We start from the raw sequence: 16,620 nt of genomic DNA on the forward strand, positions 1-16,620 counted from the left end.
GAGCCTCTGACGCCCGTCAACACCTGAGGGTCAGAGCGCCTCTGACGCCTGCCGGCCCCACTCCGCACGCCGCGCCTGACGCAGCACCCGCCCCCGCCTGAAGCGGTCCAGGCGCTGCGGGTAGACCATCCCCTCCAGGTGGTCGCACTCGTGCTGCAGACAGCGGGCGAAGAAGCCCGTGCCCTGGATGCGGACCGCCTCGCCGTGGCGGTCGACGCCCTCGACCACCGCGTAGTCGAAGCGTGGCGTGCCCGCCTCGAGGCCGGGCAGCGACAGACACCCCTCCGTCCCGCGCACCGTGACGCCGCCCGTCTCGACGAGGCGCGGGTTGATCACATGGCCGAGATGGCGGTTGTCCTCGTCGTCCGGGCAGTCGAAGACGAACACCCGCAGACCGACACCGACCTGGTTGGCCGCGAGACCCACGCCGGGCGCCGCGTACATCGTCGCGAACATGTCCTCGATCAGCCGGTCGAGTCCGGGCCCGAACTCGGTGACCTCTGTGCAGGGTGTGTGCAGAACCGGATCGCCGAGCAGAGTCATCGGCCGTACGCGTCCCGAGCTGCCCGGGATGGAACCATGTCGCATCCCGTAAGCGTACGTTTCGGGGAAGACCGGCACCCGCGCACGATGGCGGTGGTGGCGCCGTGCAGGGCCGCGGGGGGATCTCGGTAGGCTGACCTGGACCAGTGCCGAGGGCAGGCGCGGCGCCGGATGCGTAGGAGGAGCAGGACGATGGCAGGACACCCAGGCAGCGCGGAGCCGCTGTCGCCCCGGTCGAAGCTCGCCGTGACGGCAGGCAAGGCGGCCGCGGCGGTCTCGCGGGCGGCGGGCCGCGGCAGCGGATCGGTGATCGGCGGCCGGGTGGCTCTCAAGCTCGACCCCGACCTCCTGAGCCGGCTCGCCACCCACCTCGATGTGGTGCTCGTCTCGGCGACCAACGGCAAGACCACGACCACCCGGCTGATCGCCGAGGCGCTGGGCGCCGCCGGCCCCGTGGTCTCCAACGCGCTGGGCGCGAACATGCCGGCGGGCATCACTTCCGCCCTCGCCGGCGGTTCGGACGCCAAGTTCGGTGTGATCGAGGTCGACGAGAAGTACCTGGCGGGTGTCGCCCGTGATGTGACGCCGAAGGCCATCGCGCTGCTCAACCTGTCGCGTGACCAGCTCGACCGCGCCGCCGAAACCCGGATGCTCGCCGAGAAGTGGCGCGAGGGCCTGTCCGGCTCGAAGGCCGTGGTGATCGCCAACGCCGACGACCCGCTGGTCGTCTGGGCCGCGTCCTCCTCGCCGAACGTGGTGTGGGTCGCCGCCGGCCAGGAGTGGAAGGACGACGCCTGGTCGTGCCCCTCCTGCGGTGGTGTGATGCAGCGCCCGGGCGACGACTGGTTCTGCGGCGAGTGCGGCTTCCGCCGGCCCCAGCCGAGCTGGGCGCTCTCCGGCGACTACGTCCTCGACCCGCACGGCTCCGCCTGGCCGATCCATCTGCAGCTGCCGGGCCGCGCCAACAAGGCCAACGCGGCCAGCTCGGCCGCCGTCGCCGCCGTGTTCGGCGTGCCGCCGCAGGTCGCCCTGGAGCGGATGTACCAGGTCCAGGCGGTCGCCGGACGCTACGACGTGGTGAACTTCCTCGGCCGCGACGTACGGCTGCTGCTCGCGAAGAACCCGGCCGGCTGGCTCGAGACCTTCTCGCTGATCGACCCGCCGCCGACGCCCGTGATCCTCTCGGTGAACGCGCGCGGCGCCGACGGCACCGACACCTCCTGGCTCTGGGACGTCGACTACACGCGCCTGGCCGGGCACCCGATCTTCGTGATCGGTGACCGCCGGCTCGACCTCGCGGTCCGCCTCGAGGTCGCGGGTCTCGACTTCCGCGTCTGCGACACCGTCGACGAGGCCGTGCAGATGGCGCCGCCCGGACGGATCGAACTGATCGCCAACTACACCGCCTTCCAGGACGTACGCCGCCGCGTCGGCAACTGACCCGCTTAAGGACTGACCAACATGAGCGACAACAGCCTGCGTCTGGTGTGGGTCTACCCCGACCTGCTGTCCACGTACGGCGACCAGGGCAACGCCCTCGTCGTCGAGCGCCGCGCCCGTCAGCGCGGTCTCAATGTCGAGCGCTACGACGTGCGCAGCGACCAGCCGGTGCCCACCTCCGGCGACATCTATCTGATCGGCGGCGGCGAGGACCGCCCGCAGCGGCTCGCGGCCGAACGGCTGCGCCGCGACGGCAATCTGCAGCGGGCCGCCTCCAACGGCGCGATCATCTTCTCGGTCTGCGCCGGCTACCAGATCCTCGGCCACGAGTTCATCAACGACCTCGGCCAGCGCGAGCCCGGCCTCGGTCTGCTCGATGTCATCTCCACACGCGGCGAGGGCGAGCGCTGTGTCGGTGACGTGCTCGCCGACATCGACGCACCGCTCGGGCTCCCGCAGCTGACCGGGTTCGAGAACCACCAGGGCATCACCCACCTCGGCCCGTCCGCGAAGCCCTTCGCGCACGTGCGGCTCGGCAAGGGCAACGGCACCGGTGACGGCACCGAAGGCGCGTACAACGACACCGTTTTCGGGACGTACATGCACGGACCCGTGCTCGCCCGTAACCCGCAGATCGCCGATCTGCTGCTCAAGCTGGCGCTCGACGTGAACGCGCTGCCGCCCACGGACGACCGCTGGTACGAGGCGCTCCGCAACGAGCGGATCGCCTCGGCGACGCAGCCCGCCTGACAGCGTGCGAACCCGCCCGTCCGACAGCGGGTGAATTCGTAGGGAACTCCAACGTCCGCCTTACGGACTCGATTCGGCCCCGTCACATCCCACTAGTAGGGTGACGGGGTCTTGTCGTCCGGACAGCGTGGTCCGGTCATCCGTCCACGTTGCAAAGGTTCTTGGGCCATGCGTATTGGTGTCCTCACCTCCGGCGGCGACTGCCCCGGACTGAACGCGGTGATCCGCTCGGTCGTGCACCGCGCCGTCGTCGACCATGGCGATGAGGTCATCGGCTTCCACGATGGCTGGAAGGGCCTCCTCGAGTGCGATTACCGCAAGCTCGATCTGGACGCGGTCAGCGGCATCCTCGCCCGCGGCGGCACCATCCTCGGCTCCTCCCGCGTCCGTCCCGAGCATCTGCGGGACGGCGTCGAGCGGGCCAAGGGGCATCTGGCCGAGCTCGGCCTCGACGCCATCATCCCGATCGGCGGAGAGGGCACGCTCAAGGCGGCCCGGCTGCTCTCCGACAACGGACTGCCCATCGTGGGCGTGCCGAAGACCATCGACAACGACATCGCTGTCACCGATGTCACCTTCGGATTCGATACGGCGGTGGGCGTCGCGACCGAGGCGCTCGACCGTCTGAAGACCACCGCGGAATCGCATCAGCGCGTCCTGATCGTCGAGGTCATGGGCCGGCACACCGGCTGGATCGCGCTCAACTCCGGCATGGCGGCCGGCGCCCACGCGATCGTGGTGCCCGAGCGGCCCTTCGACATCGAGGAGTTGGCGACGCGCGTCGGTGCGCGTTTCGAGGCGGGCAAGAAGTTCGCGATCGTGGTCGCCGCCGAGGGCGCCAAGCCCCGCGAAGGGTCGATGGAGTACGACGAGGGCGGCAAGGACATCTACGGCCATGAGCGCTTCGCCGGCATCGCGCGCCAGCTCTCCATCGAGCTGGAGGAGCGCCTCGGCAAGGAAGCGCGTCCGGTGATCCTCGGCCATGTGCAGCGCGGCGGCACCCCCACCGCGTACGACCGTGTCCTCGCCACCCGCTTCGGATGGCACGCCGTGGAGGCCGTGCACCGCGGTGAGTTCGGGATGATGACCGCACTGCAGGGCACCGACATCGTGATGGCGCCGCTCGCGAAGGCCGTCGAGACGCTGAAGACGGTGCCGGACGCGCGGTACGCCGAGGCGGAGTGCGTGCTCTGACCTCACCCCGACTCGCCCTGTGACCTCTGCTCGTTCGCAGGAGTGACCGCCCCCCGGCCCCGGCACCCCCCGGGGGGGGGCCACCCTCGGGCCGGTCACCGGCCCGCGGGGGTCCCCCCCCCCGCCCGCAGCCGCGGCGGGGGGCGGTTCTACTCTGGTGCGGACAACGGGCACGAATCAGGAGCGAGCGGATGGATCACAGCGGACACGGCACGATGACGGACCTGCCGCCGTTCACGCTGGGACGAGGTCTTCAGCCGTCGTTCGACGCGTTCTTCGCCATCGGCTGTCTGCTCGCGCTGCTCCTGTACGGGTACGGCGTGCTGCGTCTCGTACGGCGCGGCGACCGGTGGCCGATCGGCCGCACGGTCTCCTTCGTGATCGGCGTCCTGTCGATCGCGCTGGTGATGTGCACCCAGCTGAACGACTACGGCATGGTCATGTTCAGCGTGCACATGGTGCAGCACATGGTGATCAGCATGCTGTCGCCGATCCTGCTGCTGCTCGGCGCCCCGATCACGCTGGCGCTGCGTGCGATGCCGGTCGCGAGCCGGCGCGGGCGCAAGGGTCCGCGCGAACTGCTCCTGATGCTGCTGCACAGCCGCTACATGAAGGTGGTCACGCACCCCGCCTTCACCATCCCGATGTTCATCGCGAGCCTCTACGGGCTGTACTTCACGCCCCTGTTCGACTTCCTGATGGAGTCCAAGCCGGGCCATATCGCGATGATGGTGCACTTCCTCGCCGTGGGTCTGGTGTTCTTCTGGCCGATCATGGGCGTCGACCCGGGACCGCACCGCCCCGGCTATGTGATGCGGATGCTGGAGCTGTTCGCGGGCATGCCGTTCCACGCGTTCTTCGGGATCGCGCTGATGATGGCGACGGAGCCGATGGTCGGCACGTATATGCACCCGCCCGCCTCGCTCGGCATCGACGCGCTCGCCGACCAGGAGGCCGGCGGCGGTATCGCCTGGGCGTTCAGCGAGATCCCCTCGGTCGTCGTCCTGGTGGCGCTGCTCTTCCAGTGGCGCAAGTCCGAGGAGCGCGAGGCCAAGCGCAAGGACCGCGCCGCCGACCGTGACGGGGACAAGGAGCTGGAGGCGTACAACGCGTATCTGGCCTCGCTCAACGCCCGCAGCCAGCAGTCCTAGCGGCGCGCCCCGGCCGTCCGGGAAATGACCCGGCGACCGGGAACTCCTCCCCCATGTCGCCCGTTGAACTCCATGAAGCCCCGCAGCGTCCCCCGTCTGCGGGGCTTCACCAGTTGCCGTCGACCTTGTCGTGTGGCGGTGCCCGATCTTCGCCGAATGCTGGCGGAAACCGCCCCCCACGAGGGACGATGGCCTCAGCGATGGAGCCCGGGCATGGGTCCGGCCTGGCGTGAGGAGGGTGTCGCGATGCCCGGAACCACGAAGGCGATGGGAGTGCTCACCGTCGGTGCGTTGGTCACGGTGACCGCGTACACGGTGGCGCTCGGCAGCAACGGCTGGCTGTGGTTCGGCTGGGTCGTCCTGGGACTGCTCACCCTGGCGATGGTGGTGTCGCGCAACTCCTGAGATCACTTGCGGGGACTGCTCTGATCATGGCTCTGACCAGGCGTGATGCCAGGTGGTCAGGATTCGAGAAGCCTTCCGGGGTGGGTCGCGGCTAGCTTGGCGGTCAGGAGATCCCACCACCTCAGGAGACATCGTGAGCAGCTCTGAAACCCAAGGCATCAAGACCGTGCTGCACCCCGTCGCCGACCTGGCGAAGGCCAAGGACGTGTACACCGCGCTCCTCGGCGTGGCGCCGACGGTCGACGAGCCGTACTACGTCGGGTACGAGACGGGCGGCCAGCACATCGGGCTGGTCCCGGGCGGCGGCCCGCAGGGCATGACCTCGCCGGTCGCGTACTGGCAGGTAGCCGATCTCGGCGCGAAGCTCGCCGAGCTCACGGCCGCGGGAGCCACCATTACGGAAGAGCCGCACGAGGTGGGCGGCGGACGTATCGTTGCCGCGGTGACCGACGTCGACGGAAACGTGCTGGGCCTGCTGCAGGACTGAGCCGGACCGCCTGCCGTCCGCGGCGATCGACGCACACCAGGCGACCACGACGGGCCGTATGCGGGCCCGCCCGGAAGATGGAGAACCAGCAGACATGGCCACGCGGAAGAAGGCGCAGTCGCCCGCGGTGCACGCCGCCGACACCCACGACATGATCCGGGTACACGGTGCGCGTGAGAACAACCTCAAGGACGTCAGCATCGAGATTCCGAAGCGGCGCCTCACGGTGTTCACCGGTGTCTCCGGTTCCGGAAAGTCGTCCCTGGTCTTCGACACGATCGCCGCGGAGTCGCAGCGGCTGATCAACGAGACGTACAGCGCGTTCGTGCAGGGCTTCATGCCCACGATGGCCCGCCCCGAGGTCGATGTGCTCGACGGTCTGACCACCGTCATCAGCGTCGACCAGCAGCGGATGGGCTCCGACCCGCGCTCCACGGTGGGCACGGCGACGGACGCCAGCGCGATGCTGCGGATCCTGTTCAGCCGGCTCGGCAAGCCGTACTTCGGTCCGCCCGGGGCGTTCTCCTTCAATGTCGCCTCGGTCTCCGCGAGCGGCGGCTTCACGGTCGAACGCGGCGCGGAGAAGACCAAGACGGAGAAGGTGAGCTTCAACCGCACCGGCGGGATGTGCGTCAACTGCGAGGGCCGCGGCAATGTCTCGGACATCGATCTGGCCCAGCTCTTCGACGACAGCAAGTCGCTGAACGAGGACCCGTTCACCATCCCCACGTACACCGGGGACGGCTGGGTCGTACGGATCATCCGCGACTCCGGGTTCTTCGACCCGGACAAGCCGATCCGCCGCTACACCAAGAAGGAGCGGCACGACTTCCTGTACCACGAGCCGACCAAGGTGAAGATCAACGGCGTCAATCTGACGTACGAGGGTCTGATCCCGAAGATCCAGAAGTCCTTCCTCAGCAAGGACCGCGAGTCCATGCAGCCGCACATCCGGGCCTTCGTGGACCGTGCGGTCACCTTCCAGGTCTGCCCGGAGTGCGACGGCACCCGGCTCACCGAAGGGGCGCGCTCGTCGAAGATCAAGGGCATCTCCATCGCTGACGCCTGCGACATGGAGATCCGCGATCTGGCGGAGTGGGTACGGGGGCTCAAGGCGCCGGCGATCGCTCCGCTGCTCGCCGCGCTGCAGCAGGCGCTGGACTCGTTCGTGGAGATCGGCCTCGGCTATCTCTCGCTGAACCGTCCCGCGGGCACGCTGTCCGGTGGTGAGGCGCAGCGCGTGAAGATGATCCGTCACCTCGGCTCCTCGCTCACCGATGTCACGTACGTCTTCGACGAGCCGACCATCGGTCTGCACCCGCATGACATCGAGCGGATGAACAACCTGCTCCTGCGGCTGCGCGACAAGGGCAACACGGTGCTCGTCGTGGAGCACAAGCCGGAGGCGATCGCGATCGCCGACCATGTCGTGGACCTCGGTCCCGGCGCCGGTACGGGCGGTGGCACGGTCTGCTTCGAGGGCGATATCGAAGGCCTGCGCGCGAGCGACACCGTCACAGGGCGCCACCTCGACGACCGGGCCGCGGTGAAGGACACGGTGCGCAAGCCGACCGGCAAGCTGTCGATCCGGGGCGCCGGGGCGAACAATCTGCAGAACGTCGATGTCGACATTCCGCTGGGTGTGCTCACCGTGGTCACGGGTGTCGCCGGTTCCGGCAAGAGCTCGCTGATCCACAGTTCGATCCCCACCGACGAGGGTGTCGTCTCGGTCGACCAGAGCGCGATCCGCGGGTCGCGGCGCAGCAACCCGGCCACGTACACCAGTCTCCTCGAGCCGGTCCGCAAGGCCTTCGCCAAGGCCAACGGGGTCAAGCCCGCACTGTTCAGCGCCAACTCCGAAGGCGCGTGCCCGACCTGCAACGGCGCGGGTGTGATCTACACGGACCTCGCGATGATGGCGGGCGTCTCGACCACCTGTGAGGACTGCGAGGGCAAGCGGTTCCAGGCCTCGGTCCTGGAGTACAAACTCGAAGGCAAGGACATCAGCGAGGTCCTCGCGATGCCGGTCACCGAGGCGGAGAAGTACTTCTCCACGGGCGAGGCGAAGATCCCGGCCGCACTGAGGATCGTGCAGCGGCTCCAGGACGTCGGTCTCGGCTACATCACCCTCGGCCAGCCGCTGACCACGCTCTCCGGCGGTGAGCGCCAGCGTCTGAAGCTCGCCACGCACATGGGCGACAAGGGCGGGGTCTACGTCCTCGACGAGCCGACCACGGGTCTGCATCTCGCGGATGTGGAGCAGCTGCTCGGTCTGCTCGACCGCCTCGTGGAGTCCGGCAAGTCGGTGATCGTGATCGAGCACCACCAAGCCGTCATGGCACACGCCGACTGGATCATCGATCTGGGTCCCGGCGCCGGCCACGACGGCGGAAAGATCGTCTTCGAGGGCACGCCCGCGGAGCTGGTCAAGAAGAAGTCGACGCTGACGGGCCAGCACCTCGCGGAGTACGTGGGCGTCTGACCTCGATCGACGGGTACGGGGAGGGGCCGGGGAGGGGCCGGCGGCTCCTCCCCGTACGCATATCCGTGGACGTCAGAAGTCGAAGACCGGATCCGTCATGGCATGCCGCAGGCAGTCGTTCGCATACGTCCGGTGCCAGGCGATGTCCTGGCCGCGGTGGGTGCCCGCGGCCGTCACCGTCACCGGGTCGTACTCCTTGGTGCACAGCGGATCCCTGCCCGGCAGCTCGTCGAGGTCCCCGTCCACCGCGTCGATCGCCGCACAGGCCTCGGCGGCGTGCGGATGGTGGCCGGACGGCTCGGGGGCGCACATCAGCTTGAGGCCGCGGATCCAGGTGTTGTCCGAGCCCGAGACGGTGAGGAAGACACCTGGGCGCGGCGCCGGCTCGGGGTCGTCGGTGGATGCGGGGACCGCGTGTGCGGGGACGGTGGTGGCCAGTGCTGCGGCCAGCGTGACGAGCGCGGCGACGTGGTGACGCATCGAACCTCCGGGGCGGGGAAGGCTTGGGGGATCTTCATGACTCCCCGTCAGCGCACCCGACCCGCGCGGCCGGGCCAAGCGACCGCGCCGTGACGTCCTCCGGATGAGTTGACGGCTGCCACCGGCTGTGACGCTCGATGGGAGGGGTACGGGTGCTCCGCAACGGTCCGCAGGGATACGGCACGGTCACCAAACTCCTGCACTGGCTGGTGTTCACCGCCCTGGCCGTGCAGTTCGCGATCGGCTACGTGATGGATCCCGACGACTCGGGCCACGGACGCGGCCGGGGGCGGGGCCGCGGTGAGGGATCCGGTCATGGCCGCGGACGAGGACGCGGCGGCGAGGACGGTTATGAAGTCTTCGGTGACGAGGGCCTGTTGACCCTGCATGTGGTCCTTGGCGTGACCATCCTCGTCCTCGCCGCGCTCCGGCTGCTGTGGCGGGTCACCACCCCGCTTCCGCCCTGGGCGCCGTCGCTGCGTCCGTACGAACGCGTCCTGGCCACCTGGACGGAGCGCGCGCTGCATCTGCTGACCTTCGCCATCCCCGCGACAGGCCTGTGGCTGGTCGCAGCCGGGGACGAGGGGGCCGTCGGGCCCCATGTCGCCACGCATATCGCGTTCGTGGTGGCGCTGACGCTCCATGTCGGACTGGTCCTGAAACATCAACTCCTGGACCGCGACCGGCTGCTGAGCCGGATGCTTTGAGTCCCGGCCGACCCGGATGCTGTCAGTCCCGGCTGACCCGGATGCTGTGCGTGCCGAACGCTGCGAGCCGGCCGGTCCTACTTGCCGACGGCCTTGCGCAGCTGTTCCTTGGTCATGGTCGAACGGCCCTCGATGTTCTTCTTCTTCGCCTCGTCGTAGAGCTGGTCCTTCGTGGGTCCCTGCGCTCCCTTGTGCGAGCGCTCGCCGCCGCGCTGCGAGGCGGACTTGGGGTCCTTCGTCGACACCCGGCTTGAGGTCTTCGCCTCTCCCGAACGGGCACGTTCCTTGTTCACCGTACGAGCGGCGATCTCCTTGGCGCGGGACTTGGACGCGCCGCGTTCCTCGGCGCTGTCCTTGATGTGCTCGTACTGCCGCTCACGCTTCTTGCTCGATCCGGCGGGCATCATCGGCTCCTTTCCTCACGGTCCTCGGGTGTCCCCGGGGACTGATCCCGCGTACCCCCGCCGAGGACGGTTACGCACCGCTGCGGCGGGACCTACACTGTGTCGGCTCGGGCCACCGCACCAGCAGGTTCAGCGCCGCGACAACCGATACGGGGAGCAGCCGCCATGTTCTATTACGTCCTGAAGTACGTGCTCCTGGGACCGCTACTCCGGCTGATGTTCCGGCCCCGGATCGAGGGCCTCGAGCATGTGCCGGCCACGGGCGCGGCCATCGTCGCGGGCAATCACCTCTCATTCTCCGACCATTTCCTGATGCCCGCGATCCTGAAGCGCCGGATCACCTTTCTCGCGAAGGCCGAGTACTTCACGGGCCCCGGTCTGAAGGGGCGCCTGACGGCTTTCTTCTTCCGCAGCGCGGGCCAGATCCCCGTCGACCGGTCGGGCAAGGAGGCCGGGCAGAACGCGATCCGCGAAGGGCTCGGCGTCCTGAACAAGGGCGAGCTGCTCGGCATCTATCCCGAGGGCACGCGCTCGCACGACGGGCGGCTGTACAAAGGCAAGGTCGGGGTCGCGGCCATGGCCCTCAAGGCGGGTGTGCCGGTGGTTCCGTGCGCGATGATCGGCACGTTCGAGGCGCAGCCGCCGGGCCAGAAGATCCCCAGCCTGCGTCCCATCACCATCCGTTTCGGCGAGGCCCTGGACTTCTCCCGCTATGCCGGGATGGACAACGAGAAGGCCGCACTGCGCGCGGTGACCGATGAAATCATGTACTCCATCCTCGAATTGTCCGGTCAGGAGTACGTGGACCGCTATGCGGCGGCCGTGAAGGCCGAGGAGCAGGAGGCGGCCAAGGCCGAGAAGAGGGAGAAGGCGGACAAGGCGGGACGCAAGTTCCCGCGGGCGCCGCTGAGTTAGGGTGAATCTCCTCGGTGAACGGACAGATCAGGGGCGGGCGGGCACGTGGCGGAGCATGAGCAGTACACCAAGCTGATCGGACTTCTCGACGAGCGCGGTGCGCGGTACCGCGTGATCGAGCATGAGCCCGAGGGCGCCACGGAGGCGGTGAGCGCGCTGCGGGGCAACACGCTCGCGCAGGCCGCCAAGTGCATCGTCGTGATGGTCAAGCTGACGAAGAAGACCAAGTCGTATGTGCTCGCCGTGGTGCCCGGTGACCGGCGCGTGGACCTGGGCGGTGTGAAGGCGCTGCTCGGCGGGGTCTACGCGGGCTTCGCCACCGCCGACGTGGCCGAGCGGCTCGCGGGGAGCGTCAGCGGGACCATTCTGCCATTCTCGTTCGATCCGGAGCTGCAGCTCGTCGTCGATCCGGCGCTGTTGGAGCAGGAGGAGCTGTTCTTCAACGCCGCACGGCTCGACCGCTCCCTGGCGCTGCGGACCGCGGACTATGTCGCGATCGCGGAGCCGCGGACGGCGCCGATCGCCGAGTGATGGCGCACGCAGGGGCATAGGCGGAGTGACGGCGTATGCACGGGGCATGGTGGAGGGCCGGCGTACGGACGGGCATGGCGGAGTGACGGCCTACGCACAGACATAGGCGGTACGGACCGGCCACCTCACCGCATCAGGGACTCAAGGGCCGTGTCCAGCACCCGACGCACCACGAGACCGTCCCGCGCCACCGCCGTGACCAGAGCGGCCGGACCGGCCAATGGGGTGAGCGTCGCATGCTCGCCCAGCATGCACGGCTGGACCGGCGCATCGGTGAACTCCGGTCGCACGACGAGGAGCTGACCGAGCGCCCGCAGGCCCCCGAGGACGGCGGGGCCGTCCCAGCCGGCCTGCGCGCCAGGCCCGCAGGACAGTTCCTGGTCGAGCAGGGGGCGACCCGCGCGGCGTACCGTCATGCGGCTGGTGAGCCGGCCCGGTGTTTCGCCGCTGCGCCCGAGCACCTGCTCCTCACGCAGGACGAGCACTCCGTCCTCGGCCACCTCGGCCCGGGTCGTGATGTGCAGATCGCTGCCCTGGGCGCTGATGAGCTGCTCCGGCAACCAGTGCAGAGCGGCCCCTTGACCGACGGTCAACTCCACGTCGTAGTACGCCGGTTCCCCGCGCTGGCCCGGCAGCGCGATCGTCGCGGCGGTGGAGGTGATCCGCAGGCGGGCCTCGGCTTCCGCTGCGGCGCGCACCGCGAGCCGGTCGCCACCGAGCGGTGCGCTCATGGCGCCGACGAGCGCGACGCGCGCCTCGCCGTCCGCGCCGCGGATGCGACGTACCGCCAAAGGACCTTCGCCTTCGAGCACGGGCAGCACCGTGGCGCCGCTGCCATGGCTGCGGGCGGTGATGCGTGCGGTCGCCCGGATACCTGCGGGAACGGGGCCCGCGGGAACGGAGCCGGCGGGAGGGGCACTCGCGGCAGGTGTCGAGGCCGATGCCGGGACGCCGACGGGTGCGGGGGCGCCGTCGGGTGCCACGGCGACAGTTTCTGCCGTCATGCCGCGTTCCAAGCGGCGAGCTTCGCCCGCACCCAGTGCGCCACCTCGCCCACGCCCTGCTCCGAGCGCAACGACTGGAACACCACCGGCAGTTCGTTCCGCTGCTCCTTGGCGTCGCGCGCCATCCGCTGCAGGTCGGAGCCGACGTGCGGGGCCAGGTCCGTCTTGTTGACGACCAGGAGGTCGGCGGTGGTGACGCCGGGGCCGCCCTTGCGCGGGATGTCGTCGCCGCCCGCGACGTCGATCACGAAGATCTGAGCGTCGACGAGGCCCTTGGAGAAGGTCGCGGTGAGATTGTCGCCGCCCGACTCGACGAGGATCAGCTGCAGCGGACCGATCTCGTCCTCCAGGTCCTCCACGGCTTCGAGGTTGGCGGAGATGTCGTCGCGGATCGCGGTGTGCGGGCAGGCGCCGGTCTCGACGGCGGTGATCCGCTCGGGCGGCAGGACGGCCTCGCGGAGCAGGAAGTCGGCGTCCTCGCGGGTGTAGATGTCATTGGTCACGACGGCCAGCGAGACGGAGTCGCGCAGCGCACGGCACAAGGCCGCGACCGTGGCGGTCTTGCCGGAGCCCACGGGCCCGCCGAGTCCGATCCTGAGCGCACGGCGGGTGCCGTCGGCGCGCAGGGGTTCGGCGCTGTGGGAGTGGCGTTCGGGGAAGGTGGTCGCGTGGTCAAGGTGCACGGTGGGATTCCTCTGCGGTGATGCTCTGCGACGACTGAGGTGACGGTCGGCGGCGAAGAGGGTCGAAGGGTTGGCCATGCGGGGTCGATGGGCTGGCGATGGGAGTTGAGCGGCTGCGAGGCGAAGGGCTGGCGCTGCGGGGTCGAAGGGCCGGCGAAGGGGAGTTGAGCGGCTGCGAGGCGAAGGCCGAGGGGTTACGAGGCGAAGAGCCGTACCGGCCAGGCGCCATGGGCTTCGGCGCCGATCTCCAGAAGCGGTGCGGAGACGCGGGGCAGGGCGTCGACTCCTTCGGCGAGCGCCCGCCGGGCCGCCGCCACTGCCGCCGCCACGGTCTGATCCATCTCGGGCGCGAGCCGTGCGAGCACCGCCGTCGCCTGGAACGGGTCGAGGCTGAGCAGCCGTACGGTCGCGGTGGCAGGACCGCTGACGCTCTCGTACACCGCGCAGTACGCGGCGTCCTCGGGCCCGAGCCCCGCCGCCCGCGCCGTGAGCCCCAGCACCACCGGCTGGTGGGCGCCGCGCGGGCGCGCGGCGGCGAGCGCCGAGAGTCCGGGTGCGGGCCAAGTGGCGCGGGCGGGCCGCATGAGCTGCCGGCCCAGCTTGCGGCCCGCCGGACGCAGGGCGGCCGAGGGCGTACGGGCGTCGGCCGCATCGTCGAGGTCGAGCGGGTCCATGCCGTGGGCCGCCGCGGCGGCGAGCCCCGCCGCGACCAGGCCCGCGGTGTGCAGCCGGCCGCGGCAGAACGCCTCGAGCGTGACCGCGTCCGTGATCCGCCCGGCCTTGACCGCCTCCTCGGCTCCCCCGGAGTGGGCGTGCCCGCCCGCGGGGAAGCGCCCGTCGGCCAGGACGAGCAATGCGGCTCTGCTCATGCACGTACTCCTCGCGTTCTCATGCACGCACTCCTGGGTGTACTCATGCACGCACTCCTGGGCGTACTCATGGACGTACTCCTCGAAGGCGCGCGGCGACAGCGGTCAGAACAGGAAGTACCGCTGCGCCATGGGCAGTTCGGTGGCCGGATCGGGCTCGACCAGCTCTCCGTCGACGGTGACGGCGAAGCTGTCCGGGTCGACGCGGACATCGGGCCGGGCGTCGTTCTCGCGCATATCGGCCTTGGTGATGCCCCGGGTGGAGCCGATCGCCGTGAACCGCTTGTCCAGACCGAGGCGTTCGGGCAGCCCGTCGTCCAGCGCGGCCTGCGCCACGAAGTTGAACGAGCCCTGGCCCGGCGCCTTGCCGAGCGCCCCGAACATCGGGCGCGGGAGGACCGGCTGCGGAGTGGGAATGGAGGCGTTGGAGTCCCCCATCTGCGCGTACGCGATCTGCCCGCCCTTGATGACCAGTTGCGGCTTCACCCCGAAGAACGCCGGGTCCCACAGCACGAGGTCCGCGAGCTTCCCGCTCTCGACGGAGCCGATCTCGTGGTCGAGTCCCTGTGCCACGGCGGGGTTGATCGTGTATTTGGCGACATAGCGACGGGCCCGTCGATTGTCCGCGCGTACATCACCGGGCAGGAAGCCACGCCGTTTCTTCATCACATGCGCGGTCTGCCAGGTGCGCAGCACCACTTCGCCGATCCGGCCCATCGCCTGCGAGTCGGAGGAGATGATCGAGATCGCGCCCAGGTCGTGCAGGATGTCCTCGGCCGCGATCGTCGAGGGCCTGATCCGTGACTCCGCGAAGGCGAGGTCCTCGGGGACGGACGGGTTGAGGTGGTGGCAGACCATCAGCATGTCGAGGTGTTCCTCGACGGTGTTCACGGTGTGCGGACGGGTCGGATTGGTGGAGCTCGGCAGGACGTTGGGCTCGGAGACCACGGTGATGATGTCGGGTGCGTGCCCGCCGCCCGCGCCTTCCGTGTGGTAGGCGTGGATGGACCGCCCCGCGATCGCGGCGAGCGTATCGGCCACGAAACCGGCCTCGTTCAGCGTGTCCGTGTGGATCGCCAGCTGGGCGCCGGTCTCCTCGCACACGGACAGACAGGCGTCGATGACGGCCGGCGTCGCACCCCAGTCCTCGTGGATCTTGAACCCGAGTGCCCCGCCCCGCAGTTGGGCGTGCATGGCCTCGCGCGACATCGTGTTGCCCTTGCCGAGCAGTCCGATGTTGAGGGGCGTGGAGTCGAGCGCCTGGAACATCCGCTCCAGATGCCAGGAACCCGGTGTGATCGTGGTCGCCTTGGTGCCCTCGGCCGGTCCGGTGCCGCCGCCGACGAGGGTGGTGATGCCGCTGGCGAGCGCGGAGTCGAAGAGGGTCGGCGAGATGAAGTGGACGTGGGCGTCGATGGCGCCCGCGGTGACGATCTTGCCGTTGCCCGCGATGATCTCGGTCTCGGGGCCGATGACCAGGTCCGGGTGCACCCCGTCCATGGTGTCGGGATTGCCCGCCTTGCCGATGCCGGTGATCCGGCCGTCCCGTATACCGATATCGGCCTTGACGATGCCCCAGTGGTCGAGGATCACCGCGCCGGTGATGACGGTGTCCGGCGCGCCCTCGGCCCTCGTCACACGGGACTGGCCCATCGACTCGCGGATGACCTTGCCGCCGCCGAACACCGCCTCGTCACCGGCGCGTCCGGGCCCGCCCGCGCGGTCCTCCTCGATCTCGATCAGCAGATCGGTGTCCGCGAGGCGGATGCGGTCGCCGGTGGTGGGGCCGAAGAGATCGGCGTAGGCGGCACGTGTCAGTTCAGGCATCGAGCGCTCCCGCCGTCTCGCCGCGCAGCCCGGGCACCCGCCGCAGGCCCTTCAGGGGGATGAGTTCCACCTCGGCCGGGATGCCCGGCTCGAAGCGCACGGCGGTACCGGCGGCGATGTTGAGCCGCTTGCCGTGCGCGGCCGAACGATCGAACCGCAGACCGGGGTTGGCCTCGGCGAAGTGGTAATGGGAGCCGACCTGGACCGGACGGTCGGCGGCGTTGAGGACGGTGAGCCGGGTGACGTCGAGGCCCGCGTTCAGGGCCACGAGATCGTCGGCGTACAGGATCTCTCCGGGGATCACGGCAGGACTCCCCCGTCAGACGATCGGCTCGTGCACGGTGACCAGCTTGGTCCCGTCGGGGAAGGTCGCCTCGACCTGTACGTCGTGGAGCATCTCGGGGACGCCTTCCATGACGTCGGCCCGCGTGAGGACCTTGCGCCCCGAGTTCATCAGCTCCGGGACGGTGCGGCCGTCGCGGGCGCCCTCCAGGACATGCGAGGTGATCAGGGCAATGCTCTCCGGGTGGTTGAGCTTCACACCGCGTTCGCGACGCTTGGCCGCCACATCGGCGGCCACATGGATGAGCAGGCGTTCCTGCTCATGCGGGGTCAGTTGCACGCGTGCACCTCACAGTCCTCTTGCCTGAGCCGAGCGCTCCGGACCTTAGCCCCGTTCAACACTTTGTTGACCTGGGCTTTTCCGCTCAGCGGGAAGAGATTGCACGCTAATGCCGAAGTTTTTCCT

Annotated in this window: 19 protein-coding genes; 10 read left to right on the forward strand and 9 right to left on the reverse strand. The window is 69.5% G+C overall.

Annotated elements, in window-relative coordinates; all coding sequences use genetic code 11:
- Positions 1–30: 30 nt before the first annotated feature.
- Positions 31–588, reverse strand: coding sequence for a peptide deformylase (gene def / locus JAO81_RS04900; RefSeq protein ID WP_199546502.1), 558 nt, complete (start codon positions 586–588; stop codon positions 31–33).
- Positions 589–735: 147 nt separating this feature from the next.
- On the opposite strand from def, the gene JAO81_RS04905 reads away from it, so the two are divergent.
- From JAO81_RS04905 to JAO81_RS04935, 7 genes are all read left to right on the forward strand, one after another.
- Positions 736–1,983, forward strand: a complete 1,248-nt coding sequence (locus tag JAO81_RS04905) for a MurT ligase domain-containing protein (protein WP_199546503.1) — start codon at positions 736–738, stop codon at positions 1,981–1,983.
- Positions 1,984–2,004: 21 nt separating this feature from the next.
- Positions 2,005–2,733 carry a type 1 glutamine amidotransferase gene (locus tag JAO81_RS04910; RefSeq protein ID WP_165334184.1) on the forward strand — a complete coding sequence of 243 codons (729 nt, stop codon included), beginning with the start codon at positions 2,005–2,007 and terminating at the stop codon, positions 2,731–2,733.
- Positions 2,734–2,901: 168 nt separating this feature from the next.
- Positions 2,902–3,927 (forward strand): 6-phosphofructokinase, encoded by a 1,026-nt coding sequence (locus JAO81_RS04915; protein ID WP_199546504.1) that lies wholly within the window; start codon positions 2,902–2,904, stop codon positions 3,925–3,927.
- A 191-nt stretch (positions 3,928–4,118) separates the two neighbouring features.
- Positions 4,119–5,078, forward strand: coding sequence for a cytochrome c oxidase assembly protein (locus tag JAO81_RS04920; RefSeq protein WP_199546505.1), 960 nt, complete (start codon positions 4,119–4,121; stop codon positions 5,076–5,078).
- A gap of 246 nt (positions 5,079–5,324) precedes the next feature.
- On the forward strand, positions 5,325–5,483 hold the full coding sequence (locus JAO81_RS04925) for a hypothetical protein (RefSeq protein WP_165334181.1): 159 nt from the start codon (positions 5,325–5,327) through the stop codon (positions 5,481–5,483).
- Between the two features lie 133 nt (positions 5,484–5,616).
- Positions 5,617–5,970: a VOC family protein gene (locus tag JAO81_RS04930; RefSeq protein WP_199546506.1), complete on the forward strand. Its 354-nt coding sequence runs from the start codon at positions 5,617–5,619 to the stop codon at positions 5,968–5,970.
- Positions 5,971–6,064: 94 nt separating this feature from the next.
- Positions 6,065–8,452: an excinuclease ABC subunit UvrA gene (locus JAO81_RS04935; RefSeq protein ID WP_199546507.1), complete on the forward strand. Its 2,388-nt coding sequence runs from the start codon at positions 6,065–6,067 to the stop codon at positions 8,450–8,452.
- 72 nt (positions 8,453–8,524) lie between these two features.
- Here JAO81_RS04935 and JAO81_RS04940 read toward each other — a convergent pair whose 3' ends face one another.
- Positions 8,525–8,932 carry an SSI family serine proteinase inhibitor gene (locus JAO81_RS04940; protein ID WP_199546508.1) on the reverse strand — a complete coding sequence of 136 codons (408 nt, stop codon included), beginning with the start codon at positions 8,930–8,932 and terminating at the stop codon, positions 8,525–8,527.
- A 152-nt stretch (positions 8,933–9,084) separates the two neighbouring features.
- On the opposite strand from JAO81_RS04940, the gene JAO81_RS04945 reads away from it, so the two are divergent.
- Positions 9,085–9,639, forward strand: coding sequence for a cytochrome b (locus JAO81_RS04945; protein ID WP_199546509.1), 555 nt, complete (start codon positions 9,085–9,087; stop codon positions 9,637–9,639).
- Positions 9,640–9,716: 77 nt separating this feature from the next.
- Here the strand turns inward: JAO81_RS04945 and JAO81_RS04950 are convergent, their stop codons facing one another.
- Positions 9,717–10,043 (reverse strand): plasmid stabilization protein, encoded by a 327-nt coding sequence (locus JAO81_RS04950; protein WP_199546510.1) that lies wholly within the window; start codon positions 10,041–10,043, stop codon positions 9,717–9,719.
- A gap of 165 nt (positions 10,044–10,208) precedes the next feature.
- Between JAO81_RS04950 and JAO81_RS04955 the strand changes: the two genes are divergently transcribed.
- Positions 10,209–10,958, forward strand: coding sequence for a 1-acyl-sn-glycerol-3-phosphate acyltransferase (locus tag JAO81_RS04955; protein WP_199546511.1), 750 nt, complete (start codon positions 10,209–10,211; stop codon positions 10,956–10,958).
- A gap of 45 nt (positions 10,959–11,003) precedes the next feature.
- The gene (locus JAO81_RS04960; RefSeq protein WP_199546512.1) at positions 11,004–11,489 is read left to right on the forward strand and encodes a YbaK/EbsC family protein; all 486 of its coding nucleotides are present in this window, start codon (positions 11,004–11,006) and stop codon (positions 11,487–11,489) included.
- Positions 11,490–11,614: 125 nt separating this feature from the next.
- Here the strand turns inward: JAO81_RS04960 and JAO81_RS04965 are convergent, their stop codons facing one another.
- From JAO81_RS04965 to JAO81_RS04990, 6 genes are all read right to left on the reverse strand, one after another.
- A complete protein-coding gene (locus tag JAO81_RS04965) occupies positions 11,615–12,493 on the reverse strand; it encodes an urease accessory protein UreD (RefSeq protein WP_199546513.1) in 879 nt (292 codons plus the stop codon).
- Positions 12,490–13,176, reverse strand: coding sequence for an urease accessory protein UreG (gene ureG, locus JAO81_RS04970; RefSeq protein WP_199546514.1), 687 nt, complete (start codon positions 13,174–13,176; stop codon positions 12,490–12,492). Before ureG ends, JAO81_RS04965 begins: the two co-directional genes overlap by 4 nt.
- 194 nt (positions 13,177–13,370) lie before the next feature.
- Positions 13,371–14,045 (reverse strand): urease accessory protein UreF, encoded by a 675-nt coding sequence (locus JAO81_RS04975; RefSeq protein ID WP_199546515.1) that lies wholly within the window; start codon positions 14,043–14,045, stop codon positions 13,371–13,373.
- Between the two features lie 105 nt (positions 14,046–14,150).
- The gene (locus JAO81_RS04980) at positions 14,151–15,872 is read right to left on the reverse strand and encodes an urease subunit alpha (RefSeq protein ID WP_199546516.1); all 1,722 of its coding nucleotides are present in this window, start codon (positions 15,870–15,872) and stop codon (positions 14,151–14,153) included.
- Positions 15,865–16,176 carry an urease subunit beta gene (locus tag JAO81_RS04985; RefSeq protein WP_199546517.1) on the reverse strand — a complete coding sequence of 104 codons (312 nt, stop codon included), beginning with the start codon at positions 16,174–16,176 and terminating at the stop codon, positions 15,865–15,867. Before JAO81_RS04985 ends, JAO81_RS04980 begins: the two co-directional genes overlap by 8 nt.
- A 15-nt stretch (positions 16,177–16,191) precedes the next feature.
- A complete protein-coding gene (locus JAO81_RS04990; RefSeq protein ID WP_199546518.1) occupies positions 16,192–16,494 on the reverse strand; it encodes an urease subunit gamma in 303 nt (100 codons plus the stop codon).
- Between the last annotated feature and the right edge of the window lie 126 nt (positions 16,495–16,620).

The sequence above is a fragment of the Streptomyces sp. N35 genome (assembly GCF_016464295.1).
Lineage (GTDB): Bacteria > Actinomycetota > Actinomycetes > Streptomycetales > Streptomycetaceae > Streptomyces.